This is a genomic window from Halogranum roseipondis (assembly GCF_059695585.1).
This window is the reverse complement of the sequence record NZ_CM185235.1, coordinates 2005133-2029327: the sequence shown is the minus strand read 5'-3', so window position 1 is coordinate 2029327 and position 24195 is coordinate 2005133. Positions and strand designations below refer to the sequence as shown.

The following is a 24195-nucleotide window of genomic DNA, read 5'->3' as shown; positions in this document are numbered from 1 at the left end:
ACACGTTCATGTGCGCTCAGTGGTAACATATACCGTGAAAGACGACGAGATCAAATCACCGGAGAAGGCAGACCAGTACGAGTACCTCGACAGCACCACGGAGGTCGTGTTCATGGTCGAAGACGGCACGGTGCTCACCTTCCGCGAGTATCCGAACGTCGAGGCGTTCGAACGAGCGGTCGAGACTGGCGAGTACGTCGGCGTCAACCAGGGGGTGAAGGAACTCCCCGACATCGAGGCGTTCCGGGATCTCGACATCTGATCTACTCGCCGAGCGTGGAGACGACGGGACCGACAGAAAAGATGATACACCGGGAGAGTCTCCTTCTGCACAGTTATGCGTAGGTACACCTTCGAAGGTAGCACGCCGCCACAGTCCGACTGATGGAACTCCTGTGGGCTGTCGCGTCGCTGGTCGGGAGCATCGTCGGTCTCTGGCTCGGTGCCGAGTGGCTCGTCACCGGTGCCTCGGCGCTGGCGCGTCGGCTCGGTATCTCCGAACTCGTCGTCGGTCTCACGATCGTCGCGTTCGGGACGGGACTCCCCGAAGTCGTCGTGACGCTCGACGCCGTCGCCACCGGTCACACGGATCTCGCCGTCGGCAACGTCGTCGGGTCGAACATCGTCAACATCGCCGTCGTCCTCGGCGTCGTCGCGCTCGTCCGCGCGTTCCCCGTCTCGCGGTCACTCGTCAGACGCGACGGGGTCGTCCTCGTCGGGACGACGGTGCTCGCGACGGTCGCCGCCGCCGACGGCCGCGTGTCGCGACTGGAGGGCGGCCTACTGCTCGCTCTCTGGCTCCTGTATCTCTGGTCGCTGTTCCGGAACCACGGCGAGGGTCCGCGCGGCGACTCCGGGGCGACGACCGAGAGAGAGCTCGCTCGCGCGGCCGGCAAACTCGTCGTCGGCCTCGTCGTCGTCGTCGGCAGCGGCGCGCTGCTCGTCGACGCCGCCACGACGATCGCGCGCTCGTTCGGCATCTCCGAGTGGACGATCGGCGCGACGATCGTCGCCGTCGGCACGTCGACCCCCGAGTTGGTCGTCTCGCTCCTCGCCGCCCTCCGCGGACGGTCGGGGCTCTCGCTCGGCAACGTCATCGGGAGCAACGTCGTCAACCTGTTCGGCGTGCTCGGGCTCGCGGCGCTCGTCGAGCCGCTCTCGGTGACGGCCGCCGCCTTCGGCGGGATGCTGTGGCTGCTCGCGCTCGTCGCCGTCTTCCTCGTGACGCTGTGGACGGGGCGGCGGCTCTCGCGGGTCGAGGGCGGCGCGCTGTTGGGGTCGGAGGTCGTCCGCTGGCTGCTCGGGTTCGGGTGAGCCTCAGAGCGGGACGCCGCCGAGCAGGAGGCCGGCGTCGACGAGGAGGAGCAGCGCGACCACGGCGGCGGCGGTAAACAGACGCCGGACGTCGTGAGCGGGCGTCCGAACCTTCCGCTCGTCGAGTCCGTCACGCAGTTTGCTCGCACCGACCTCGACGAGCGCCGCGAGGACGAACCACAGCGCGACCATCGCGAGCACGAGGTGGCCTCGCGGCGTCCCGAACAACGACTCGGCCGTGTAGCGCGTCCCGGCGAGGTGGCCACCCGAAAGGAGCAAGAAGAGCGCACTCGCCCGCGAGACGGTCGTCAGTTTGCCGACGATGGTCTCGAGCGGTGCAACGTCGATGTCGCCGCTCGCGGCCGTCGGGAGGACGGCGTAGCTGGTGAAAAGCACACTCCCGGTCCACAGTCCGGCGAAGAGCAGATGCGCACTGGCCATCGCGGCGTCGATCACTGCCATATCGCTCCCTTGGAGGGTCGGCACTTAGTACGGCCGATTTCGACGGACAGCGTGGCAGTAGGCCTCCCCTACCGCCCGTCGAGCGAGTACTCCTCCTCGTCCGTCGGGAGCGTTCGCCGGACCAGCGTGGCCGTCCCCCGTCTGAGTCGTTCGGAGACGGACTGCGAGGAGACGCCCAACTCGGCGGCGAGGTCGCCGAGGTCGACGTCGCGGGGGACGTCGAAGTAGCCGGTCGCGACGGCCAACCGGAGCGCCTCGCACTGTTTCTGTGAGAGTCCGTACGCGCTGTCGGACGCCGAGACGTCCGAGTCGAGCCCGTAGAGCCGCCGGAGCGAGAACGAGACGTCCTGTTCCCGACACAGTTCGCTGTACCGGCGGAGCGCGTCGTGGTCGGGGAACCGCTGTCGGACGTCGAGCCCCTCGTGTGTGGCGGAGACGGACAGCTGGGACGCACCGACCTCGACCCCGGCGGGAGACATCACGACCTCGGCCCGGGGGGAGATCTGGATCCGGTAGAGCCGCCGATCGTCCAGTCGTTCGAGCACGCGGAGGGAGGCGACCGACCGGTCGTCGTCGACTGCGGTCTCGAACGCCTCGAAGTCGCCGCCCTCCGCCCACACGAACAGCGTCGGCTCGCGGGGGTTCTCGGCGTGTTCGTGTTCGAGGTGGAGCGTCAACTCCGGAACGGTCCCGAGTGACTCCATGAGGGGGAGGCTCGGACTCGACAGCCGATACTCCGCGATGAGACTCATCAGGTGGCGTCGTCGTCCTCGCCGTCCGTGTCGTCACAACACCTCAGCTTCCCCGTCGCCAACAGCAGGAAGACGAGTCCCTCGACGCGAGCGGCCGTGTAGACCCACGGTTTGACCTCGAACTCCTCGGGCGTCTCATAGGCGAGTCGGGTCGCGACGTCGACGACCTGTTTCGGGAAGAGCAGTTCGACGAGTCCGAGCAGGGCGGCTAGTGTGCGAAGCATCTTCTCGGGGCTACGAACCGAGGTGACAAAAGTGGACGGTGACGAGAGGGGCCACTGCCGGTGCCCGCGATCACGAGATAGCGAGCAGTGCGATGGCGGCGACGGCGAAGAGGAGGCCGAGCAGTTTCGTCGCGGTGACCGACTCACCGAGGACCAGCATCCCCACCACCGCCGCGACGACGAAGTAGAGCGCGCTGACCGTCGTGACCACCGACGGCCGCCCTCGCTGGAGACCGATGTAGAGCGAGACGGTCCCGATCGCCGAGCAGACGCCCGCAAGGGTTCCGAACCAGACACCCCGCGTCGTCATCGAGATCTGCTCTCCGGACACGTGCATGTAGCCGACGACGACGGGGAGAGCGACCAGATACGACACCGTCGCCACCGTCGCCGGTCGCATCGACCTCGCCGCGAAGTTCGCGAAGATGGTCCATCCTGCCCAGGCGAACATCGTGATGACTGCGAAGACGAGTGGTCCGTTCATCTGTGTCGCGACGAACGGGGCGTCGACGGCCGCCGTTCGTCTCACTGTCCTCACTCGTGCACAAAGAGCGGTTCGGCCGACGTCGGCACCGGCACCGGTCCCGACCGCGGATCGGCGTGCCCTATCGGTCGCGGGTGACGACCTCGCCCGGGGCGACCCGGGCGTCCGTCGAGAGGACGACGCCCGCGTTGAGACTGGCGTTGATACCGGTCTTCGTCCCGTCGCCGACGACGACGCCGAACTTCCGGCGGCCCGTCGAGACGCGTTGGCCCTTCACCGTCGTCCGCACGTCCGCCCCGTCGTGTCTGAGGTTGGCGACCGTCGTGCCGGCACCGAAGTTGACGTCGCGGCCGAGCACGCTGTCGCCGACGTACGAGAGGTGACCGACCGTCGCCCCCTCCATGAGCACGCTGTTTTTCACCTCGACGGCGTGACCGACCTTCGCGCCTTCGCCGACGAGCGTCGCCCCGCGGACGTAGGCGTTCGGTCCGACCGACGCCCCCGCACGGATCAGCGCCGGTCCCTCGACGACGACGCCGGGTCCGACCGTCGCACCGTCCTCGACGACGACGTCGCCGCGGAGCACCGCACTCTCGGCGACGTCGCCGCGGACGTCGCGTTTCAGTTCGCCGAGCTTCCACTCGTTGGCCTCCAACAGCTCCCACGGCCGGCCGACGTCGAGCCAGCGGTCGAACGGGACCGACTGGACGTCGTACTCCCGGCAGGCGTGTTCGAGCACGTCGGTCAACTCGAGTTCGCCGCGTTCGCTCTCGCCGACGTCGAGCCACGACTGCGCCTCGGCGGGGAAGACGTACGCACCCGTGTTGACGAGATCAGACGGTGGCTCTTCGGGTTTCTCGACGACGCCCGTGACGGTCGACCCGTCCGTCGTCAACACGCCGTAGTTCGTCGGGTCGTCGACGCGGTACGACCCGACGGCGGCGTCGGTCCCGTAGAGCGCCGTGAGCGAGGGGACGTCGTACAGGGCGTCGCCGTTCAGCACGGCGAACGGGCCGTCTTCGAGATGGGCGGCGGCGGTGCGGACGGCGTCGGCCGTGCCGCGCTGTTCGGACTGGACGGCGTAGGTGACGTCGACGTCGTCGACGCGGTCCCCGAAGTGAGTTCGGACGTCGTCGGCCTCGTACCCGACGACGAGGACGACGCTGGTCGCGCCGGCCTCGATTGCCGCGGCGACGGTGTGGCCGACCAACGGTCGGTCGGCGACCGGGAGCATCGGTTTCGGGCGGCGCACCGTCAGCGGTCGCATCCGAGTGCCCTCCCCCGCAGCGAGTACGACTGTCTGCATACCCGGAGAGTCGCGACCCGACCCGATAGCGTTTCCGCCGCAGGAGAGCGACGACGAGCGCCGTCGCTCGGCGGCTGAAATACTCAAAAAGGACGACCGACGCGAGGCAGTCCGTGTACCCCTACCCGTGCTGCCTGTTGTCCGTCGTCCGATTTCCGTATCAGACAGACAGTCAGGGGAAGTTAAATGTCTTGTGCAACGCGTGGCGTCGTCTCGCACGCCGGAGACGGGGGACGAGCGGGTCCGCTGTTGGTCACTGTTTCACTGCGTTTCGGACTGTTTCGACTTGGGGACTGTCGGATCGAACCGACGTTCGTGACGGCTCCGAAGCGACGTGAACCGCGCGACGTGAACGGGTTTGAACGGAGTGAACGGCGTCGAACGAGACCGAACGGACGACCCGGTTTATCTCTCGTGCAGAGAGTCGGTGAGACACGAACATGAGCGCACAGGACAGTGCAACAGGCACCACCGAAGAGCCGACGAGCGAACAGGAGCACGCCGTCACCGATCTGTCTGCAGACGAAGTGTTCCATCTGCTGCAGAACGCGCGTCGACGGGCGGTCCTCCGATACGTGTTCACCCACGACGACGACGAACCGTTCGAGATGCGCGCCATCGCGGAGTCCGTCGCGGCGTGGGAGAACGACACGACGCTCCAGCGGCTCACCTCGGACGAGCGCCAGCGTGCGTACATCTCGCTCTACCAGTGTCACCTGCCGAAACTCGACGACAAGGGGATCGTCGACTACAATCAGAGCCGCGGCGTCGTCACTCCCACCTCCGCCGTCGAGCAGTTCCGACCCTACATCGACGTCGAGAGCGAGGACGACGCCGACGACGAGGCCGAGACCGAACCGACGGCCGCCGCGCCGCTCTCGGAAGAGTCGAACCGCTACTACGGGACGGCGACGGTCGTCAGCCTCCTCCTCACGGCCGTCTCGTGGCTCGGCGTGGCTCCCGCCGTCCTCTCCAGCTATCTCAGTTTCCTCATCACCGGGCTGTTCGCGCTGGTGACCGTCGGCGTGCTCCGTCAGCGGCGGTTCACCGCGGGATAAGACTCGTTCTTTCGAGCTCACCAGGCGGCGGCGTCGGCGGTCTGCTCCGACGCGGGGAAGGCGAGCACGCTCGCGTAGTAGAACAGCAACTGCGTGAAGGTGTGTGGCTGTGAGACCGCCGTTCGGATTCGACCGTCCTCTCGGATCCACGCCTCGCCCAGGACGTGCGTGTCGGGCGTCGCGTGGTTGTGAGCGATCCAACCGACGCCGCGTCGGACCCGAGCCAGCCGCTCGGGATCGTCGCGCCACCCGGTCGCGAGGGCGACGAGCGCCTTCGACTCGTACATCCCGAAGCGACGCTGCCCCGCCGTGGGTTCGGCGAACGAGGGTTCGACGACCGCCCAGACGTGGTCGAGGTGGCCGCGCATCCGCGGGTGGTCGGCCGCCGCGAACCGTGCGGGCCACGCGAGCGTCGTGTTGCCGCCGGTCCCCGGGAGGATGGGGAGCGCGCGGAGGACGTCCGGGGCGTGGCGGTGCTCCAGCAGTCGGTCGAGCACCGACTTCCCGCTGCTGTACGCCTCTGCCTCGGGGTCCCACAGGTGGGCGTCGATGGCCGCCTGGAGTTCGTCCCGTCGTCGACGGTAGCGCGCCGCGTCCTCGACGGCACCCAGCACTCGGGCGGCCGCGAGCGCGGAGTCGAGCGCCAGCCAGACCGTACTCGCGCCGTGGATCGTCCGCGAGGGGACGACGTTGTCGTCCTCGTGGGCGGCCCGGTGGAGGCCGGTCGTGGCGTCGCGGTAGCCCGCCAGGAAGTCGGCCGCGCGTCTGATCGCCGGGTAGACCTCTCGGAGGTAGCGCTCGTCCCCCGTCGCGCGGTAGTGATCCCAGAGCGTCCAGACGGTCAGCCCCGTCTGGTCGATCTCCCAGGGGATGGGGCCCCCGGCGACGCCGTCGGCGTAGTAGTTCATCACCCAGTTCCCCTTCGGGACGAGCGTGTGACCGAACAGACGGCGTTCGTCGGTCCGCTGGAGCGCCGCGTACCAGCGGTTGCGCTTGTCGGCCCACTCGGAGAGACCGACGACGTTCAGCACGTGGTTGCAGAACGCGCCGTCGCGCGGCCAGTCCTGCGCGTAGGGGCTCTGAGTGGCGATAGAGGCGACGATAGCTCCCGAGACGGGGTCGTAGTTGGTGACGAGCGTGACGAGCGCGCGCCGGGCGACCGCTCGGACGACGGGGTCGTCGGTGGCGGGCATCGGCGCGTCGGCGAGCAACGAGTCGAACCACGCGGCCTTCTCTGCGGCGACGGTCGACGGGTCGAGCGTCCGCGCACGGGCGAGGAGCGCCGAGACCGATTCCCGATCTGTCGCCGCCGCGACGACGACTGTCGCCGTGGCAGCGTCGTCCTCGAACGCGAGCGGCGTCGCCAACACGGCGGTCGGCTTCCCGCTGTGGGCGTCGTCTCCGGAGAACTCCCCCGCGGACGCGCTCTCGTAGGCGTCTCGCGCGTCGGCCGTCTCGTCGTAGCGAGGATCGAACGCGTCGCGGCCGACCTGGTGGTGGTCGCTCCGCTGGTCGAACCCCATCGCGACGCTGACTCGACGCCGGGTGTCGGTCGACTCGTCGACGCCGCGTTTGGTCGCGACGACGGCGTCGAGGTCGACCCGATAGCGAGCGTGGGTGCGGTCGTCGGGGTGGCGTCTGAGGTCGTGGGTCGGGCTCTTGGCTTTCTTCGAGACGCCGAGATGGAAGTGGGCGAACGCGAGCAGCGAGGCGAATTCGACGGGCGAGCATGGGTCTCGCCGGACCGTCACCGCCCGGAGAAGAACGTCTTCGTCGACGGCGACGGTGTCGACGACGCGGACGGTGAGACCGAGCGCGTCCGAGCGGTGTTCGGTGACGACGGTGTCCGATCCGTCGCCGTCGTACCGCTGTGTCGTTGCCCAGTCCCGGAGCCACGTCGTCTCGGCTCCGGCCTCCGTCTCCACGTGTAGACCGAGGAACATCCCCTCGTTCGGATGCGCCCCGTACCGGGGGTCGCTCCGACGCGTGGTGTGGTACTTCACGTGGTTGAAGAAGGACGGCCGCGGCCACCGAAGCACGGTGACCGTCCCCTCGCCGTTCAGCGCGACCGAGAGCCGCTGGTTCCCCGACTGGGCGTTGATGTCCGTCGGCCCGAAGAACTCGGGTGCCTCGCGCAGTCGCAGCGGCGGCAGGAGCGTTCGAAGGCTGCGCGTGAGTCTGCCACCGATCATCGCGGACCGTTGGCGAGGCGAAGAGATAACGTCACTGCCGACCGAGAAACACCGGTCCGACGACGTGTCGGTTGTCTCATCTGTCCCGTCGCGGTCCGTGGCCGGCGGACAGAGCACCGTCGAACCACTCGACGTCACCGAAACCGGGAGAGCGTCACCGAGGAAAGTATATCAGCTCGCATAACAATCTAGTACGTATTCTATGATCGCTGAACCGCCCAGTGACGCAATCTCCGAAGAGATCGAGTCATTGAGTCGACAGACGGGAGCGACGTCGTCTCCGACCGGAGGCGCATCGACCACCGCGGACACGGTCGAACCCGGGGACGTGACGGCTCTCCTCGGGGGTCTCGACGTCGAGACGAGCGAGGAGATCGAGATACCCGAGCGACTCGTCGACCAGGTCATCGGCCAGGAGCACGCCCGCGACGTCGTCACCAAGGCGGCACAGCAGCGTCGGCACGTGATGATGATCGGGTCGCCCGGAACCGGGAAGTCGATGCTGTCGAAGGCGATGGCGGAACTGCTGCCGAAGGAGTCGGTACAGGACGTCCTCGTCTACCACAATCCCGAAGACGGGAACCGCCCGAAGATCAGAACTGTCCCCGCCGGGAAGGGAAAGGAGATCGTGGAGGCTCACAGGGCAGAGGCGCGCAAGTCGGGGCAGTTCCGGTCGTTCCTCGTGTGGGGACTGATCCTCCTGATCCTCGGCTACTCGGTGCTCGTCTCGGGGCAACTGCTCTTGGGCGTTCTCGCGGCGGGCATCGTCTTCCTGCTGTTCCGCTCGACCGCCCGCCGCAGTAGCGCGCTGGTCCCGAACCTCGTCGTCACGGCCGACCCCGACTCGACGGCCCCGTTCGTCGACGCGACGGGCGCGCACGCGGGGGCGCTGCTCGGCGACGTCCGTCACGACCCCTACCAGTCGGGTGGCCTCGAGACGCCGAGTCACGACCGCGTCGAACCCGGTGCGATCCACAAGGCGAACAAGGGCGTGCTGTTCGTCGACGAGATCAACACGCTCGACGTCCGCTCCCAGCAGCATCTCCTGACCGCGATGCAGGAACAGGAGTTTCCGATCACCGGGCAGTCCGAACGCTCCTCGGGGGCGATGGTGAAGACCGACCCGGTGCCGACCGACTTCGTGCTCGTCGCCGCCGGCAACCTCGACGCGATGGCGCACATGCACCCCGCGCTCCGCTCACGTATCAAAGGTAACGGCTACGAGGTGTACATGGACGACACCACCGAGGACTCCCCCGAGATGCGACGGAAGTACGCGCGCTTCGTCGCTCAGGAGGTCGCCAAGGACGGCCGACTGCCGCCGTTCTCGCGGGCGGCCATCGCGGAGGTCGTCCTCGAGGCACAGCGCCGGGCGGGGCGCAAGGGGCGACTCACCCTCGAGTTCCGGAACCTCGGCGGACTGGTGCGCGTCGCCGGCGACGTCGCCCGCTCCGAGGACGCGACTGTGACCACCCGCGACCACGTGTTGCAGGCGAAGCGGCGCGCCCGCAGCATCGAACAGCAGATCGCCGACGACTACATCCAGCGCCGCAAGGACTACGACGTCGCGATGGTCGAGGGGTCGGTCGTCGGACGGGTCAACGGGCTCGCCGTCATGGGCGAGGACTCCGGCATCGTCCTCCCCGTGATGGCCGAGGTGACGCCTTCGCAGGGGCCGGGATCCGTCATCGCGACGGGCAAACTCCAGGAGGTCGCCAGGGAGGCCGTCCAGAACGTCTCGGCGATCGTCAAGAAGTACTCGGAGACCTCGCTCCACGAGCGGGACGTCCACATCCAGTTCGTGCAGGCCGGAGCGGGCGGCGTCGACGGCGACTCGGCATCGGTCACCGTCGCGACGGCGGTCATCAGTGCGCTGGAGGGGGTCGGCGTCGACCAGTCGACCGCCATGACCGGCTCGCTGTCGGTGCGCGGCGACGTCCTCCCCGTCGGCGGCATCACCCACAAGGTCGAGGCGGCCGCGAAGGCCGGCATGAAGCGGGTGATCGTCCCCGCCGCGAACCTGCAAGACGTGATGGTCGAAGACGAGTACCGGGAGCTGGTCGAGATCCTCCCCGTCTCGCACATCAGCGAAGTGCTCGCGTACGCCCTCGACGGGTCGCCGGACGTCGACTCGCCGCTCGGTCGACTGCTCGAGATCGCCGACACGGTGTTCGACGGCGTCGGCCGCGGCGGGAGCCCAAGCCCACAGTAGGCGGTCCCGCGACGTCGACGGTTCTCCCCTGTCCGGGTACTTTTAACTCGAGGCGACCAAGCGTGAGCCATGACGACGCCCTCCGGCTCCGAGTCGAGTCGAACCCGCGATCCCGACGAGGCGTTCTGTCGGGACTGCGGTGTGGTGATCAGCGCACGAGCCGAGATCTGCCCGGAGTGTGGCGTCCGGCAGCTACCGCCGCCGCGGTCGTCCGTCGACGCCGCGCTCGAGGGTGGCAACCCCTTCGTCGCCGCCGCGCTCTCGGCGCTGCTCCCGGGACTCGGCCAGCTGTACAACCGCGAGTTGGAGAAGGGACTCGGGTTCATCGTCGCGAGTCTCTTCGCCGTGCTGTCGGTGGTGATCGTCGTCGGGTTCGTTCTGTACCCGATCATCTGGGTGTACGCCATCTACGACGCGTACACGACCGCGGAGCGAGCAACCGTCGGCCGGGAGAGAGAGTCCACCTGGACTGCAGAGACGACGCGGACGGACGCCGTCGCGACCGACGACATCGACACCGACGACGCCTCGACGACCGATCACCTCGGGGACGCGGACCGTCCCACCGACGGAGAGGAACGGGAGTCGTCGAACTGAGCGGCTGCGCCGAACCGGACGACGGTGCCGTGTCGGTCGGTCTCCCGACCGCCAGATAGTCCCTGTCAGCCTTCTTGACGTACTGGATTTCGGGAGTATGTCGACCATACCGGCGCTGTACGCCCTCGATACTTATGCTACGTTCTCACGTGCCATCGTTCGGTGGGAAGAGAGATGCCAGCGTGTGCAACCTGTGGAGGATACGTGTCGCCCGACTTCGTCCGAGTGTTCGGAGACAACGACCGAACCGTCCGTGCCTGTCTCGCGTGTCGCGGAGCCGAGTCGAAGCCGACCGGCCTCGTCGACTCCGGAGAGCCGGACGCGGTCGACCTCGTCGCGACCACGTCGGAGTCGTCCGAGCAACTCGCCGCCCAGACGGACGCGACGGCGGACGACGAGGACGGACTGTCCGTCACGGTCGACGACTTCGACGACGCCGCCGACTTCGACGTCGTCACACCGGACTCGCCGACGGTGAGCGCGGACGCCGGCCGCTCGCGGTTCGGCTTCTTCCGAGCCGTGTTCTCCAAACAACGACCGTAGAATCGCGTAGCAACGGTCTCGAAAGATCCAGAAACGTTTCGCCGATCACGTTTTGCACCGATTCGAGACGAATCAGACGAAAATAGAATTCATATTGTTTACACTACTTGGGGTCGGCGTGCCTGGGGAAAGGTGGAGTCACCATGAGTACGACTGCACCACAGCCCGCCCTCGAATCGCCCTCCAAAGAGCTCCGACTGGCGAACTACCTGCGCGAGAAGACGGCCGAGAGAGGCGGCGAACTCTACTTCAAGGGGAAGTTCATCGCCGACGACGTCGGCCTCTCCTCGAAGGAGATCGGCGCGCTCATGCTGAAACTCGCCGAGTCCGCCCCCGACCTCGAAGTCGAGAAGTGGTCGTACACGAACGCCACGACGTGGCGCGTCGCGCTGACCTGAACGGTCGATTACAGAAATCGAGGAGAAAGCCCACTCCTTTAGGGGTGGGATGAATCCGACACTACACTTCACAAATCACAGACACAGCGTGGATAACGGTTGCTCCCGTCATCGCTAAGACAGTTCAGTCCGAGATTCAGAGTACAGCGAACCGATGAACCAAGAGGTCACAACCACCGTCCGCGTTCGGCTCCACTCGCTCACTCGACGGAAGGAAGCATTGCTCTCCCGAGAGTACGACGAGTTTCAACGAGCAGTCCACGGAGCCGACGACGTGAACCTCTACTCAGCGACGAAACAACAGGCAAGCAAGGTTCGCACAAACAAGAATCCACGAACGGACACCACGCAGCCTGTCGTTCTCAGAAACGACTGTATCACCATCAAGCAAGATGCTGACACGGTTCTCTCGAAGTGGTGGTTCAAAGTGCCCATCTACGACCCCGAAAAGGGACGTGGGAACAGTATTTGGTGCCCCGCTATCGTTCCCTCGAAGGATGAGTCGTTGATGGACGATAACACCATCCGTGACTCTGAGTTAATTTGCAAAGACGGCAAGTGGTACGTTCACCTCGTCTGCAAGCGGTCTGTGACCGTTGACGAGGCATACGACGACGTGCTTGCCGTCGATATGGGGGCGAAGTGGATTGCTGTCAGCACGTTCCTCTCCGACCGAGATACCCAATTCCACGGGAAGCGCGTTCGAGACGTTCGAGAACACTACAAGCAACTCCGAAAGTCCATCGGGAAAGCAAAGGTGCGACAGGGGAGGAAAGTCATCGCACGTCTCGGTGACAAAGAATCCCGAACGGTCGAAGATGCGCTCCACAAAGTCGCCAACGAGGTTGTCGCTCGCGCACGAGAGCGCAACGCCGTCATCGTCTTCGGAGACATGACGGGTATTCGCTTCGACAACGACGAGGAACGGTACGTCAACGACAAGACACACAAGATGCCGTTTGCGAAGATGGCGAATATCCTCACGTACAAGGCACACCTCGACGGTCGAGCGTGTGTCCCCGTCAAAGAATACGATACATCCGTGACGTGTTGGCGATGTGGGTCACAGAACACGAGTCGTGAGGTACAAGGCCGTGTCGAGTGTCACGCCTGTGGGTTGGACGATAACGCTGACAAGAACGGTGCAACGAACATCGGAAAACGAGCCATTGGCACGGATATCGGAAGCCCGCTGTCGATGGCGGGGGGCGTTGTGGCTCGCCCCGAAACGCAAGTCGTACTCAAAGGAACAAACGGTGAGATGGAACTTGCGAACTCCCTTTCAGACGTGGGCCAAACCTTCAGTGAAGGAAGCCCACGACGTTAGTCGTGGGAGAAGTCACCAGTCGACTTCGGTCTGTTCCGGCGTCAGACTCGCCGGCGTGACGCCGGTCGCGATCAGCATGACGCGCATCTCCTCGCCGACGTCCTCGTCGACGGACGCACCCCAGATGATGCGTGCGCCGGGGTCGACGCGTTCGTAGATGTCCTCGACGACGCCCTCGGCCTCCGCGATGCTCATGTCGGGGCCGCCGGTGACGTTCACCAACACGCCCGTCGCGCTGCTGATGTCGGCGTCGAGCATCGGCGAGCGCAGCGCCGAATTGATAGCGTTGTCCGCGCGGTAGTCACCCTCGCCCTCGCCCATGCCGACGAGCGCCATCCCGCCGCGACCCATGATGGTCTTGACGTCGGCGAAGTCGAGGTTGACGAAGCTCTCGGTCGTGATGAGCTCGGAGATCCCCTTCACCGAGCGCATCAACACCTCGTCTGCGACCTTGAACGCCTGTTCGACCGGGAGGTTACCGACCGCGTCCAGCAGGCGGTCGTTCTGGATGACGATGAGCGTGTCGCTCTCCTCGCGGAGTCGGGAGACGCCACCCATCGCGTTCTCCATCCGGACCTTCCCCTCGGAGGCGAACGGCATCGTCACGACGCTGATCGTCAACGCGCCGGCGTCGCGGGCGGTCGCGGCGACGACCGGGGCCGACCCGGTGCCGGTGCCGCCACCCATCCCGGCGGTGACGAACACCATGTCGGCGTCCTCGACGGTGTCGCGGATGTCCTGTTGGCTCTCGTAGGCGGCGTCCGCGCCGTTCTTCGGGATCGACCCGGCACCGCGACCGCGGTCCTGTCTCCCCTCCGCCCCGAGGAGGATCTTCTCGTCGGCGTCCGTCCCGACGAGGTCGTGGACGTCGGTGTTCGCCGCGACGAGCTTCGTCCCCGTGACGCCGACCTCGGCGAGTCGGTTGACGGTGTTACAGCCGGCACCGCCGCAGCCGACGACCGTGATGTTCGTCTCCAGCGTCTCGAGGATCTCGATCAGTTCCTCGTCCGTCATCCCCGGGTCGGTCGACGACGTCGTCGCTCCACCCAGTTTGCCGTTCGACGACGTCGCGTCGAACGTCTCGTCGTTCTCCAGATCCTCCTGGTCGTGGTCGGGCCATCCGCCGACGTCGTCGCCGAGGTCGGGTGTCTCCTCGGCAGAAGGGACGTCGACATCGTCGTTCTCTCGTGAATCCATTGAGTAGTGGGGGCTTTCGCCCCCGGGGGGAAAAAGTAGACGGCTGCGACCGGCCGGAGCACAAGAGATTTGATACGTCACTGCGTCGACCGTTCGTATGACCGTCTGCCCTCCCTCCACGTCCGCCGGCTGTCGCCCGTCGCTCGGATGGCCGTCTCTCTCCGCTCACGTCTCTCCGGCGGAGCCCACCGAGAGGTGGTGACGTCGTGTCGTCTGAACGACGGCGACAGCGAGGAAGCCAACGAACGCGACGGAACGTGCTGCAGGCCGGCCTCGTCGCGCTCGGCGTCGGACTCGCCGGCTGCAGCTCGTCGTGTCCCGACTCGGACCCACCGGACCCGGACGTCACCTTGCGAGTCGGGGGGACCGAGACGGGGACCACGGCGACCCCACTCCCCGAGCAGACGCACGACTGGTCGCAGTACCGCTTCGACGCGGGTCACACCGGGTTCGGCGACGGCAACACCGTCCCGACCGGAGAACCGCGCGTCGCGTGGCGTCGAGAGCTGACAGCGGCGGGCGCGTCCGACGAGGCCAGTCCGCCGGCGCTGGCCGACGGGACGCTGTACGTCGGCGGCGACAACGGCGGACTCACCGCCTTCGAGGCGACGACCGGAGAGCGACGCTGGACCCACGACCGGGTCGGCACGACGGTCACACCGGCCGTCGCCGACGGGTCGGTTTACGTCCACGACGCCCACGGCGTGGTCTCGCTGGCGACCGACGACGGCACCGTCGAGTGGGAGATGGCGCTCCCGTTGCCGACCGCCGCGCCGACCGTCCACCGCGACGTCGTCGTCGCGTCGGCGAAGCGAGGCGTCGTCGCGTTCGACCGCGAGACCGGCACGCGGCGGTGGGAGGCGGCCGCGAGTACGGCCGAGGGGCCGCCGGCCGCGTTCGGGTCGTCGGTGTTCGTCGCCGACGAGACGCTCGCGGCGTACGACCTCGCCGACGGGACGCGCCGGTCGCTGACGGTGGGCGGCCGCCGACCGAGTGCACCGGTCGTCACCGAGTCGACGCTGTACGTCGGGTCGTACGACGGCCTCCGCGCCAGCGCGCACGACGGTGACGGGCGGTGGAGCTACGAACGACAGACGGGCGGGTTCGCGACGCCCGTCGTCACCGACGAGCTCGTCTACGCAGTCGAACAGCCGCCGGAGGGACCGAGCGCCGTCTTCGCGCTCGACACCGACTCCGGCGAGCCGACGCCGAGGTGGTGTTCCTGGCTCGGCGAGGGGGTCGCACGGGCCGCGACGAGCGACGCCGTCCTCGTCGGAACGGACGACGGTCGCACGCTCCAGCAGTTCGCCTCGCGGTTCGGCGAGGCGGGATGGCAGCTGCGAGCGCCCGGGAGTCTCCGATCGCCGGCCGTCGGGACGGACGCCGTCTTCGCGACGACGGACCGAGGACAGGTCGTCGCACTCGCGGAGGCCGCGGATGCGTAGCCGACTCTCGTCGGAGACAGTTCGGCCGCGGTGGGTGCTGGCGTGCGGCGTCGCGACGCTCGTCGCCTGCGTCCTGGTGATCGTCGGGACGGTCGTCGAGACGCTCGTAGCGAGACCCGACTCGTTCGTGTTCCGCCCGCCCGTCACCCACCCGCAGTTCGTCCACTCGGTCGTCCTCCCGATCACGTGGCTGCTCGCGGCGTTCGGGTTCTGGGTCGGTCTCCTCGGTCTGTGGCTCCGCGACCGCCGAGCGTACGGGACGCTCCGTCATCTCCTCGCGTTCGCGTCGGTGCTCGGCGTCGGCCTCGTCGCGGTGGCGTCTCTCGGGTTCGCCGTGACCCACCTGAACGAACTCGCCGGCGACGTCGCCGAACCGACGGGGGTCGCGAGTGCGTTCGTCGCAGTCGTCGGCGCTGTGCTCGCGCTCGTCGGGCTGTGTCTCTACGGCCTCGTGTTGGCCCGCCGTGGCCCCGCACGGCGGGTCGGCGTCGCGCTCGTCGGCGGGCTCCTGCTGACCGCGGTCGCGCTCTCGGCGTCGGCGTTCGCGACCCTCCTCCTCGCTGTCGCCTTCGGGACGCTCGGCTACGCGCTCGTCGACGACCCCACACCCGCCCCGTCGCCGTCGGCGGAGCCGCGCTGACCGAGAGATACACGCTCCGTCGGTCCCTCTAGAGACGTGCCATGACAGTCCATCGCCCGGAGCCGTGGGTCGAAGCGTTGGCGACGGCGGTCCGACGGATGAGTATCGAGGTCGACGCCGCCATCGTCGAGGGGCGGAACGACGAACGCGGACTTCGCCGTGCTGGCTTCGAGAACCCGGTCTACCGGTGTGCGGAGGCCGACGGGCTCGTCGCGTTCGCCTCGTCGATCTCGGAGCCGGAGGTGGTGATCCTGACCGACTTCGACCCCGCCGGTCGGCGACTGAACGCCCGACTCCGCGAACTCCTTCCGGGGCGTCGCGTCCGCGTCGACTGGCGACGGCGGGTCGGGAAGACGCTAACGGCACACGGACGGCGCGACGTCGAGTCGCTGAACAACCTGTTCGGGCGGACGTGGTAGTCACTCCGGGTCGTTGAGGCCCACCGGAACGCCCTCCAAGGCACCCGGTGGGTGTGGAGTGTGGCATTCCGGTGGTGTCCATGCAAGACGCATGGACGATCGACTGTTTCTCGTCGAACCGGAAGAAACTACTGTTCGACGCTGGTCGAACGTCGAGAGACGCGACCCCTATCGCCGTCTCGGCGAGTCGCGGCCCGTCACTCCGCCGGTTCGGGACATCGACCGGCGACGAGGATCGTCATCTCCGCGTTGACCCGGGTGAGTCCTCGGCGGATGTTGTTGTAGTCCCGGTCTGCGGGAGCGGTCTGCGTTGGCGTTCGACCCATGACACACGCTCGTACGAGGTGTGTTCACTAAGCTATGCACAGCGTATCGGCCGTTGAACCGACGTGAACGGTGCGAAACAGTCCGAAACCGTCGGATGCGCCGCTGTCACCGATTGGCGACGTACCGTGCGACGACGGCGATGGGGATGACCGGGATCGCGAGCGCGGTCACGATCAACACGACGAGGATCACGGCTTTGGTCACCGTTCCCGAGTCGTCCCAGACGGCTCTGGTGATGTCGTCGATGCCACGGGCGACGCGTTGGAGTCGACTCGCCATACAGTCACTCGGCGGCCCACGCGCCTGTGTGTTGCGGCCGAAGCTGTCCGTGCAGGAATATACAGCCCACAGTCGGATACGCGAGGCGGGCCGACTGTGACCCAATGGCCTACGAGATGCACGACCCTGTGTGGACGGGTACTGCATACACTCACGACGATGCGGAGAGAGTCGGCAGCGAGGCGAACGCAGAGCGGTTCTCCGCCGTGGCGGACCACTATCTCCTCTCGGCGTCCGGGTTCCCACCGGAGCGGCCGGACGACCTCGAACTGCAGATCGTCGACGAAGAGATGAATCTCAACCGCGAACTGCTCCGCTCGGCGCGCACACGACTCCAGCGGCTGGACGACCTCGACCCCGAACCGAAAGCCGTCGTCGACGACAGACTCACGACGCTGCTCGCCGAGCACTTCGAGGACGCCGGGTTCGAGTAGCACGGACGTCGACGTCTCGTCTGCCGACTCCGATCGGTGCGCTCGGTGAGCGTCTTTGGATTTCTATAAGCGGCTATATTGGGTTCATAGTATTGTTCATGTCCCTCCTCGGTGAGTGTATGAGTATGCGAACCACCGGTCAGCCGAACTTCAGTCAGATTCGGGACGGACTCGCCCGTGTCGACGCCGAACTCGACGTCTTCGACGCCGACCGACTCCCCGAACCGGCAGAGCCGAGCCTCTAGCCGCTGCCAGCTCGACGTGCGACAGCCTCCGTCGTCGATGGTGAGGAGTCGGAGGGGCGGGCGAGCGGGTGCTTTTCTTCACGTTTGGCCGTTCAATTTACCACCTAGTAGTGTCGACTGATAACACTGTGTGGTGAAGACACACCACACCGGAACGCTCGTCCGAACGACTGCGAACCCACACCATGCACGACTGGATCATCTTCACCGCGGGCCGCCCAGAGTTCCTGTACGGGACGGACTGTACCGTCCTCGAGACGTACCACTTCGGCGACGACGTCGGATCGGCCGCCCACGTCGAGTGTGAGGACCCGCCCTCGACGATTCGACGCTGGGACCGTCGCATCCGAAGCGTCGAATCGAACCACGACATCGGCCTCCGGACCGCACTCGACTTCGTCACCGAGTCGAACGCCGCGGTCGCGACTATCGAAGACGTCCGACAGCTGCACGACGTCCCGACGGACGGAGCGACCGGTTCGGGACAGACGGTCGTCGCGATGGACTCCGGCGTCGACACGAGTCACCCGCTCTTCAGTGACACGTCGGTCCGCCAGGTAGACGTGACTGGCAGCGGGTCCGGCGACGCCGTCGGACACGGGACGGCCGTCCTCGGACAGACCACGCGACTAGCACCCGAGGCGGAGCTGATCTCGCTGCGCATCTTCGGTTCGGAGGGGCAGACGAAGACCAACGTCATCATGCGCGCCTACGAGTGGCTCCACGCACACGTCGACGAGTACGACGTGGTGAACATGTCGTGGGGGTCGAGCGAGGCGTCCGACCAGATCGATCGTGTCCACGACAGACTGGTCGAGAAGGGCGTCCGCGACGTCGTCGCCGCGGGCAACACCGGCGATACGAGCGGCAGTCCGGCGACGGCAGAACGGGCGTTCAGCGTCGGCGCCTGCACCGAGGGCGGGCAGATGGCCGAGTTCTCCTCCTACAACCCGCAGGGGGACAACCCCGATGTCGCCGCCATCGGGAAGGACAACCGCCTCGCGCAGGCCTCCGGGACGACGATGGGGACACAGCTCTCGGGACCGTGGGTGAAAGCGTCCGGAACGTCGTTCGCCGCACCCGAGGTCGCGGGGATGGTCGCGAAGTATCGCAGTCGGGAGGGGGCGGTGTCACCGAAGGAGATCATGACCGTCTTCGAGCGCCACGCCCGTGACATCAAAGGCGAACCACGGGACGGTGCGGGACTCGTCGACTACGCCGCGACCGTCGGTCGGTCGACCGACCCCGACGAGAGCGACGGGGAGTGGCCGACGACGACCGTGCGAGTCGCCGAGGCGGACGCGGGCGACCGACTCACGCTGTCGGACGACTGGTTCGCGTCGGGCGAGTACACGGCGACCCGTCTCAGCCAGTCGGCGACGGAGACGATACTCCATCTGACGCCGGACACGGGGAACGACGGCTCGGAGTAGCGCGACGGCCGCGTTCGGAGACGGTCACCTAGAGGAGCGCGGCCGACGCCCACTCGACGAGTCGATAGCCGAGAAAGACGCCGACGACGCCCATTACGCCCGCGAAGTTCGGCGGAGCGGGGATCGGGACGCCGGCAGCGTTGAACACCGCCCCGGTCAACATTCCAGTCAACGTCGCGAGAAGAACGAGCGTGAGGTCCATCGGTACCCACAGTGAGCAAACGGGTGCTGAAAGGCGTTACGAGAGGCATCGACACCGCTCCGTGTCGGTCTCGGTCGAGCTGTCAGCGCTGCGACGAGTCGTCCGGAATCGCGATGGCTTCGACCGTGAGTCGCCGGAGTTCGAGATCCTCGACCTGTGCGTACCAACCGCCGATGCTGTGTATCTCCTCGCCGTCGTCGACGAAGATGGTGACTTTGCCGGACACCTCCGAGAGCGAGGGGTACTTGTTGTCGACGGTCGACCCAGTGTAGACCAGATCGACGACCGTCCCGGAGATTTCGCGTTCTTCGCCGGTCGACGTGTCGAACCCGGAGACGGTGACGCTAATCTCTGCACCCTCGTGATACAGGGGTGCGACGTCGACGATCGCCTGTCGGATGTTCACGTAGGTGATCGGCGGTTCGGTCCCGTGGGTCGTGTAGACGATCTCCCACGGGTCCCACAGCGACGTCTGGTAGTACCAGTGAAAGACGTACGCGAGTGGACGGTTGTTGGCGACGATACCGAACTCGTAGCCCGAACCGGGCTGTGGCGAGAAACAGATCTTCGACCGGTCGACGAGCGCGACGAAGGGGGTCACGAGTTCACGGTAGCTCACCTCGGTTGCGACGCCCTCGAAGTCGTGGTCGGCGGGCGGGAGTCCATCGCTGTTGTTCTCCGGTGAGATCGAGACCTTGACGACGATGTCTCGACTGTGCGCCTCGTGGAGGACCGGCCGCAGTTCGTGGTACTGCTCCGACGTGACGGCGAGTTGGACCTCGTTTTCGGCCTCGCGGATGAAGCGTCGAGCCTGCTCGAGGACGGTGTCGAGTCGCTTGACGAGCGTCACGTCGTGTTCCCCGAGGTCGGGAGCCTCCCACAACTCTTCGAGTTCGGTGGCCGTCTCGGTGAACGAACTGGCGCGAGTACGGAGGTCTTCGATGATCGACTGCGGGTCGAGCGCACGTGCGCGAAGGCTGTCCTGTTTGTACGTCTCGATGAGCCCGTCGCTTTCGAGGTCGCGCAGCGTGTCGTAGACGCGCGACTTCGGGACACCGCTCGCTTCAGCGACCTCCGTCGCCGACGCGGACCCCTGTTCGACGAGCGTGAGATAGACGTCTGCCTCGTACTGGGTGAAGCCGGCGGCCTGGAGCGTCTCGCGGACTGATTCCTTGTCCATCTTACTCTCTCTAGCGGAGATGGACGTTAATTAGTTACTACTGTAGTTCCAGAGGGCGTAGTTCACTAACTCAGTTCAGATGCAATCTATTCACTACTCTAGTACCAATTCGGCCACCAGAATTTTATATTATAAGAATGACGGGGTAGACGTGTGTTAACGATGGTTACAGACCAATCCGACGACGGACTGACGCGGCGTTCGACGCTCAAACTCGGCGCGGCCACGGGAGCGAGTGCGCTTCTCGGTGGACTCGCCGGTTGTACCGGGGCGATGAGTGGCGGCTCCGAAGGCGGTTCCGGTGGGAACTCGTCCGGAGGCGGCAACGGCGAGTTGGTGACGAAGGATCGGATCGGACGGCAGGATGCATCACAGACGTTGACCCACTGGCTCCTCCCGACGGCGTCACACACACAGGAGGACAACCCCGAACACGGGAAGGTCTACGAGAAGTTCTTCGAGACGTGGGCGGAGAACCATCCTGACACGGCGATCAAACTGCAGTACCAGACGAACTTAGAGCAGATGAAGACGAAACTGCTCCAGCAGGCCGCCAAGGGGAACGCACCGTCGATGGCGCAGACGGACTCCTTCTGGGTGCCGAACTTCACCGACCATCTCCAACCGGTCACCGACGCCATCGACAACCCGGACGACTGGTTCCCCTTCGTCAAGAACGTCGTCGTGCAGGACGGCGAGTGGCTCGCCGTCTGGAAGAACACCGACTGCCGGGCGCTCTACTACCGGCAGGACATGATGGACAGACACAACGACGGAAACCCACCCGAGACGTGGGACGAACTCGTCGAAGTCGGCACGAAGATCGCGGAGAACGAGGGGATGAACGGCTACATGTACAACGGTGGTAAATGGGAGGCCACCACGTTCGACAACCTCGCGATGTTCTGGGCGCAGGGCGGCAATCTCGTCGACGACCAAGGAAAGCCCGTGCTCGACAAACCGAAGAACAAGGAGGCGCTGCTCAACGTCTTCAACTTCTTCAAGCGGACGATCGACTCCGGCGTGACGCCGAAGCGCGTCGCCAACATCAACGACTACGCGCTGCTTCGGAAGGCCGCATTGAACGGCGAGACGGCGATGTTCCTCGGCGGGAACTGGCAGATGGCGTCCATCAAACAGCAGGTCGAGAGCGAGGAGGACTGGAAGAACTGGAAGGTGGCGAAGATCCCACAGATGGAGGCCGACACCAGTGCCACCGGTACGGGCGGGTGGACCGTCGGTATCTTCGAGCAGGACGAGAATCTCCGCAAGCCCGCCCTCGACTACGCCGACATGTTCACCGACAAGGAGAACATGGGCGAGTTCTGTAAGAAGGGTGGCTACCTCCCGACGCGGAAGTCCGTCTTCGAGGAGGTGTCGTACTTCTCGGAAGACCCCTACATGCAGGTGTTCAAGAAACTGCTCGAGGACGGTCGTGCCCGTCCCGGCGTCCCCATCTACCTCACCATCTCCTCGGAGTGGCAGACGGCCGCCGGGAAAGTGATCACCGGGCAGGCCTCGCCGAAGCAGGCGGTGAACACGATGATCGGGAACGTCAACTCGGAGTACGAGGGGTAGTCGATGGCGTCACTCCTCGACTGCTCCGACGGTCACGGGGTCGCGTCCGTCGCCGAGACCCGACGTCGCGAGGCGGGTGATCCCGGATGGCCGTGAACAGCGAGCGGCTTCCAGACCACGTCGCCGGGACGGTGACGTCGATACGAGCGGTGGTCGGTAGACTTCAGCAGCATCCGCTCGGGTGGATCGCACCAGCGGCGCTGTTCCTCCTGGTGTTCCGCCTCTACCCACTCGTCGAAGCGGTGCGGATGAGCTTCACGAACATGAGTCTCGTCGACCCCGAGTACGAGTACGTCGGACTCTCGTCGTTCGTGGACGTCGTCACTGCGCCGTCGTTCTGGACGATGGCGGAGGTGACGCTCGTCTTCGTCGCCGTGAGCGTGTTCTTCCAGATCGTCTTCGGGATGATCCTCGCACTCGCCATCGACTACGGCGTCAAGGAGAAACTCTACGGGAGTGTCTCTACGCGTGTCGCCGTGCTCTCGGCGTGGGTCATCCCCGGCATCGTCATCGGCATCCTCTGGAAGATCATGCTCATCGAGACCAACTACGGCGTCGTCAACTACATCTTCGTCACACTCGGGTTCGACGTCGTGGCGTTCCTTTCGGACCCGCAGATGGCGCTGGTGTCGACGATCACGGCGAACACCTGGCGGGGCACCGCGTTCTCGATGATCATGCTCTACGCCGGACTCCAGCAGGTGCCGACGCATCTCTACGACGCCGCCCGCGTCGACGGCGCCGGTGCGCTCCAGCGGTTCCGGTACGTGACGATCCCGCAGATCAAACCGGTCGTGTTCATCAACCTCGTGCTCATCACCATCTACACGCTGAACACCTTCGACATGATCATGAGTCTCACGGGCGGCGGGCCGGGCCACGCCACCGAGGTGCTGGCGCTGTTCATGTACTTCGAAGGGTTCACCCGGTTCAACCTCGGAGAGGCGGCGGCGGTAGCGGTGTTGATGCTGCTCGTGAACGTCGTGATGACCGCCGTCTACATGCACGTCTTCATCGACGAGGAGGCGATGTGAGATGAGTGCGATCGATCTCCAGTCGCGGGTTGGCGGGGTCGCCGAAGAGCTCTCGGCGTACACGGTACTCACGTACGCCGTCTACGCGCTCGCGATGCTGTTCTTCCTCTTTCCCGTGCTGTGGGTCGTCTCGATGAGTCTCCGGCAGTCGGGCGAGGTGCTCACCTACCCGGTACAGTTCCTCCCGCGAGACGTCACCCTCGAACCCTACGTGCAGGTGATCCAGCGGTCGGAGATGCTGACGTGGCTGTTCAACTCGCTGAAGATCGCGTTGCTCGAAGTCGCGGGTATCGTCCTCGTCACGACGCCGGCGGCGTACGCGTTCTCGCGGTTCGACTTCCGCGGCAAGCGATACGCGCTGTTCGGCGTGCTCCTCTTTCAGATGATCTCGCCGGTCGTCATCGTCATCCCGCTGTACAACATGATGGCGTCGCTGAACATGCTCGACACCCACGTCGGACTCATCCTCCTCTACATCGGGCTGCAGGTGCCGTTCTCCATCTGGCTGCTCAAGAGCTACTTCGACACGATCCCGCAGGGGCTCGACGAAGCGGCACGCGTCGACGGCTGTAGTCGCCTGCAGACGCTCGTCTACGTGCTCCTGCCGTCGATGGCACCCGGTATCGCGGTGGTCGCCATCTTCAACTTCGTCTTCTCGTGGGCGGAGTTCGTCATGGCGTTCACCGTCCTCAGCGACTCGAGTCTCTACACCATCTCCATCGGTCTGTTCTCCTTCCAGGGGCAGTACAGCACCGACTGGCGCGTCATCGCCGCCGCGAGCGTCGTCGCGATGGCCCCGCTTCTCGTCATGTTCGTCGGTCTCCAGCGGTACTTCGTGAAGGGACTCGTCGAGGGGGCGGTGAAGGGATGAGCCGACCCGGACTGCACAGCGACGATCCAATCGACCACAGAC

The 24195-nt window shown here is 66.0% G+C and carries 28 protein-coding genes; 17 read left to right on the top strand and 11 right to left on the bottom strand.

Features of this window, described 5'->3' with window-relative positions:
• Positions 1-34 precede the first annotated feature (34 nt).
• Positions 35-262: a hypothetical protein gene (locus tag EOHIBHHM_RS10595; protein ID WP_497250327.1), complete on the top strand. Its 228-nt coding sequence runs from the start codon at positions 35-37 to the stop codon at positions 260-262.
• 122 nt (positions 263-384) lie between these two features.
• Positions 385-1314, top strand: a complete 930-nt coding sequence (locus tag EOHIBHHM_RS10590; protein ID WP_497250325.1) for a calcium/sodium antiporter — start codon at positions 385-387, stop codon at positions 1312-1314.
• Between the two features lie 3 nt (positions 1315-1317).
• Here EOHIBHHM_RS10590 and EOHIBHHM_RS10585 read toward each other — a convergent pair whose 3' ends face one another.
• The 5 genes from EOHIBHHM_RS10585 to glmU form a co-directional block, all read right to left on the bottom strand.
• Positions 1318-1776: a CopD family protein gene (locus EOHIBHHM_RS10585; protein WP_497250323.1), complete on the bottom strand. Its 459-nt coding sequence runs from the start codon at positions 1774-1776 to the stop codon at positions 1318-1320.
• A 68-nt stretch (positions 1777-1844) separates the two neighbouring features.
• Complete coding sequence (locus EOHIBHHM_RS10580; RefSeq protein ID WP_497250321.1) at positions 1845-2528, bottom strand: helix-turn-helix domain-containing protein; 684 nt, start codon at positions 2526-2528, stop codon at positions 1845-1847.
• Positions 2528-2752, bottom strand: coding sequence for a hypothetical protein (locus EOHIBHHM_RS10575; protein WP_497250319.1), 225 nt, complete (start codon positions 2750-2752; stop codon positions 2528-2530). Before EOHIBHHM_RS10575 ends, EOHIBHHM_RS10580 begins: the two co-directional genes overlap by 1 nt.
• Positions 2753-2822: 70 nt before the next feature.
• Positions 2823-3281, bottom strand: coding sequence for an EamA family transporter (locus tag EOHIBHHM_RS10570; protein WP_497250317.1), 459 nt, complete (start codon positions 3279-3281; stop codon positions 2823-2825).
• 76 nt (positions 3282-3357) lie between these two features.
• The gene (gene glmU / locus EOHIBHHM_RS10565; RefSeq protein ID WP_497250315.1) at positions 3358-4542 is read right to left on the bottom strand and encodes a bifunctional sugar-1-phosphate nucleotidylyltransferase/acetyltransferase; all 1185 of its coding nucleotides are present in this window, start codon (positions 4540-4542) and stop codon (positions 3358-3360) included.
• Positions 4543-4982: 440 nt separating this feature from the next.
• On the opposite strand from glmU, the gene EOHIBHHM_RS10560 reads away from it, so the two are divergent.
• Positions 4983-5600 carry a DUF7344 domain-containing protein gene (locus EOHIBHHM_RS10560; protein WP_497250313.1) on the top strand — a complete coding sequence of 206 codons (618 nt, stop codon included), beginning with the start codon at positions 4983-4985 and terminating at the stop codon, positions 5598-5600.
• 17 nt (positions 5601-5617) lie between these two features.
• Here the strand turns inward: EOHIBHHM_RS10560 and EOHIBHHM_RS10555 are convergent, their stop codons facing one another.
• On the bottom strand, positions 5618-7792 hold the full coding sequence (locus EOHIBHHM_RS10555) for a glycoside hydrolase family 15 protein (protein ID WP_497250311.1): 2175 nt from the start codon (positions 7790-7792) through the stop codon (positions 5618-5620).
• A 202-nt stretch (positions 7793-7994) separates the two neighbouring features.
• Here EOHIBHHM_RS10555 and lonB point away from each other — a divergent pair, with 202 nt between their 5' ends.
• From lonB to EOHIBHHM_RS10530, 5 genes are all read left to right on the top strand, one after another.
• Entirely contained in the window at positions 7995-10004 is a 2010-nt protein-coding gene (gene lonB, locus EOHIBHHM_RS10550; RefSeq protein WP_497250309.1) for an ATP-dependent protease LonB, read from the top strand.
• Positions 10005-10073: 69 nt separating this feature from the next.
• Positions 10074-10601, top strand: a complete 528-nt coding sequence (locus EOHIBHHM_RS10545) for a DUF5683 domain-containing protein (RefSeq protein ID WP_497250307.1) — start codon at positions 10074-10076, stop codon at positions 10599-10601.
• 174 nt (positions 10602-10775) lie between these two features.
• On the top strand, positions 10776-11144 hold the full coding sequence (locus tag EOHIBHHM_RS10540) for a DUF7563 family protein (RefSeq protein ID WP_497250305.1): 369 nt from the start codon (positions 10776-10778) through the stop codon (positions 11142-11144).
• Between the two features lie 143 nt (positions 11145-11287).
• A complete protein-coding gene (locus tag EOHIBHHM_RS10535) occupies positions 11288-11542 on the top strand; it encodes a DUF7123 family protein (protein WP_497250303.1) in 255 nt (84 codons plus the stop codon).
• A gap of 154 nt (positions 11543-11696) precedes the next feature.
• Positions 11697-12869 (top strand): RNA-guided endonuclease InsQ/TnpB family protein, encoded by a 1173-nt coding sequence (locus EOHIBHHM_RS10530; protein WP_497250301.1) that lies wholly within the window; start codon positions 11697-11699, stop codon positions 12867-12869.
• A 12-nt stretch (positions 12870-12881) separates the two neighbouring features.
• Here the strand turns inward: EOHIBHHM_RS10530 and ftsZ are convergent, their stop codons facing one another.
• A complete protein-coding gene (ftsZ, locus tag EOHIBHHM_RS10525; RefSeq protein ID WP_497250299.1) occupies positions 12882-14066 on the bottom strand; it encodes a cell division protein FtsZ in 1185 nt (394 codons plus the stop codon).
• Positions 14067-14272: 206 nt separating this feature from the next.
• On the opposite strand from ftsZ, the gene EOHIBHHM_RS10520 reads away from it, so the two are divergent.
• The 3 genes from EOHIBHHM_RS10520 to EOHIBHHM_RS10510 are packed head-to-tail and all read left to right on the top strand — an operon-like array spanning position 14273 to position 16570.
• Entirely contained in the window at positions 14273-15511 is a 1239-nt protein-coding gene (locus EOHIBHHM_RS10520; RefSeq protein WP_497250297.1) for an outer membrane protein assembly factor BamB family protein, read from the top strand.
• Positions 15504-16151 carry a hypothetical protein gene (locus EOHIBHHM_RS10515; RefSeq protein WP_497250295.1) on the top strand — a complete coding sequence of 216 codons (648 nt, stop codon included), beginning with the start codon at positions 15504-15506 and terminating at the stop codon, positions 16149-16151. The genes EOHIBHHM_RS10520 and EOHIBHHM_RS10515 overlap by 8 nt, the downstream gene beginning before the upstream one ends.
• Before the next feature lie 41 nt (positions 16152-16192).
• Complete coding sequence (locus EOHIBHHM_RS10510; protein WP_497250293.1) at positions 16193-16570, top strand: toprim domain-containing protein; 378 nt, start codon at positions 16193-16195, stop codon at positions 16568-16570.
• A 197-nt stretch (positions 16571-16767) separates the two neighbouring features.
• Here EOHIBHHM_RS10510 and EOHIBHHM_RS10505 read toward each other — a convergent pair whose 3' ends face one another.
• Both EOHIBHHM_RS10505 and EOHIBHHM_RS10500 read right to left on the bottom strand, forming a co-directional pair.
• Positions 16768-16896 carry a hypothetical protein gene (locus EOHIBHHM_RS10505; RefSeq protein WP_497250291.1) on the bottom strand — a complete coding sequence of 43 codons (129 nt, stop codon included), beginning with the start codon at positions 16894-16896 and terminating at the stop codon, positions 16768-16770.
• Positions 16897-17002: 106 nt separating this feature from the next.
• The gene (locus EOHIBHHM_RS10500; protein WP_170864675.1) at positions 17003-17176 is read right to left on the bottom strand and encodes a hypothetical protein; all 174 of its coding nucleotides are present in this window, start codon (positions 17174-17176) and stop codon (positions 17003-17005) included.
• A 104-nt stretch (positions 17177-17280) separates the two neighbouring features.
• Here EOHIBHHM_RS10500 and EOHIBHHM_RS10495 point away from each other — a divergent pair, with 104 nt between their 5' ends.
• The 3 genes from EOHIBHHM_RS10495 (at position 17281) to EOHIBHHM_RS10485 (ending at position 19288) form a co-directional block, all read left to right on the top strand.
• Positions 17281-17610 carry a hypothetical protein gene (locus EOHIBHHM_RS10495; RefSeq protein WP_497250289.1) on the top strand — a complete coding sequence of 110 codons (330 nt, stop codon included), beginning with the start codon at positions 17281-17283 and terminating at the stop codon, positions 17608-17610.
• 119 nt (positions 17611-17729) lie between these two features.
• On the top strand, positions 17730-17855 hold the full coding sequence (locus tag EOHIBHHM_RS10490; RefSeq protein ID WP_497250287.1) for a hypothetical protein: 126 nt from the start codon (positions 17730-17732) through the stop codon (positions 17853-17855).
• A gap of 185 nt (positions 17856-18040) precedes the next feature.
• The gene (locus tag EOHIBHHM_RS10485) at positions 18041-19288 is read left to right on the top strand and encodes a S8 family peptidase (RefSeq protein ID WP_497250285.1); all 1248 of its coding nucleotides are present in this window, start codon (positions 18041-18043) and stop codon (positions 19286-19288) included.
• A gap of 28 nt (positions 19289-19316) precedes the next feature.
• On the opposite strand, the gene EOHIBHHM_RS10480 is transcribed toward EOHIBHHM_RS10485, so the two are convergent.
• Both EOHIBHHM_RS10480 and EOHIBHHM_RS10475 read right to left on the bottom strand, forming a co-directional pair.
• Complete coding sequence (locus EOHIBHHM_RS10480; protein ID WP_089820570.1) at positions 19317-19490, bottom strand: XapX domain-containing protein; 174 nt, start codon at positions 19488-19490, stop codon at positions 19317-19319.
• 82 nt (positions 19491-19572) lie between these two features.
• Positions 19573-20670, bottom strand: coding sequence for a TrmB family transcriptional regulator (locus EOHIBHHM_RS10475; RefSeq protein ID WP_497250283.1), 1098 nt, complete (start codon positions 20668-20670; stop codon positions 19573-19575).
• 162 nt (positions 20671-20832) lie between these two features.
• Here EOHIBHHM_RS10475 and EOHIBHHM_RS10470 point away from each other — a divergent pair, with 162 nt between their 5' ends.
• The 3 genes from EOHIBHHM_RS10470 to EOHIBHHM_RS10460 all read left to right on the top strand — a co-directional run bounded on the left by EOHIBHHM_RS10470 (position 20833) and on the right by EOHIBHHM_RS10460 (position 24153).
• Complete coding sequence (locus EOHIBHHM_RS10470) at positions 20833-22248, top strand: substrate-binding domain-containing protein (RefSeq protein WP_497250281.1); 1416 nt, start codon at positions 20833-20835, stop codon at positions 22246-22248.
• Between the two features lie 86 nt (positions 22249-22334).
• Positions 22335-23282, top strand: a complete 948-nt coding sequence (locus EOHIBHHM_RS10465) for a carbohydrate ABC transporter permease (protein WP_497250279.1) — start codon at positions 22335-22337, stop codon at positions 23280-23282.
• A gap of 1 nt (position 23283) precedes the next feature.
• Positions 23284-24153, top strand: coding sequence for a carbohydrate ABC transporter permease (locus EOHIBHHM_RS10460; RefSeq protein WP_497250277.1), 870 nt, complete (start codon positions 23284-23286; stop codon positions 24151-24153).
• Positions 24154-24195 lie beyond the last annotated feature (42 nt).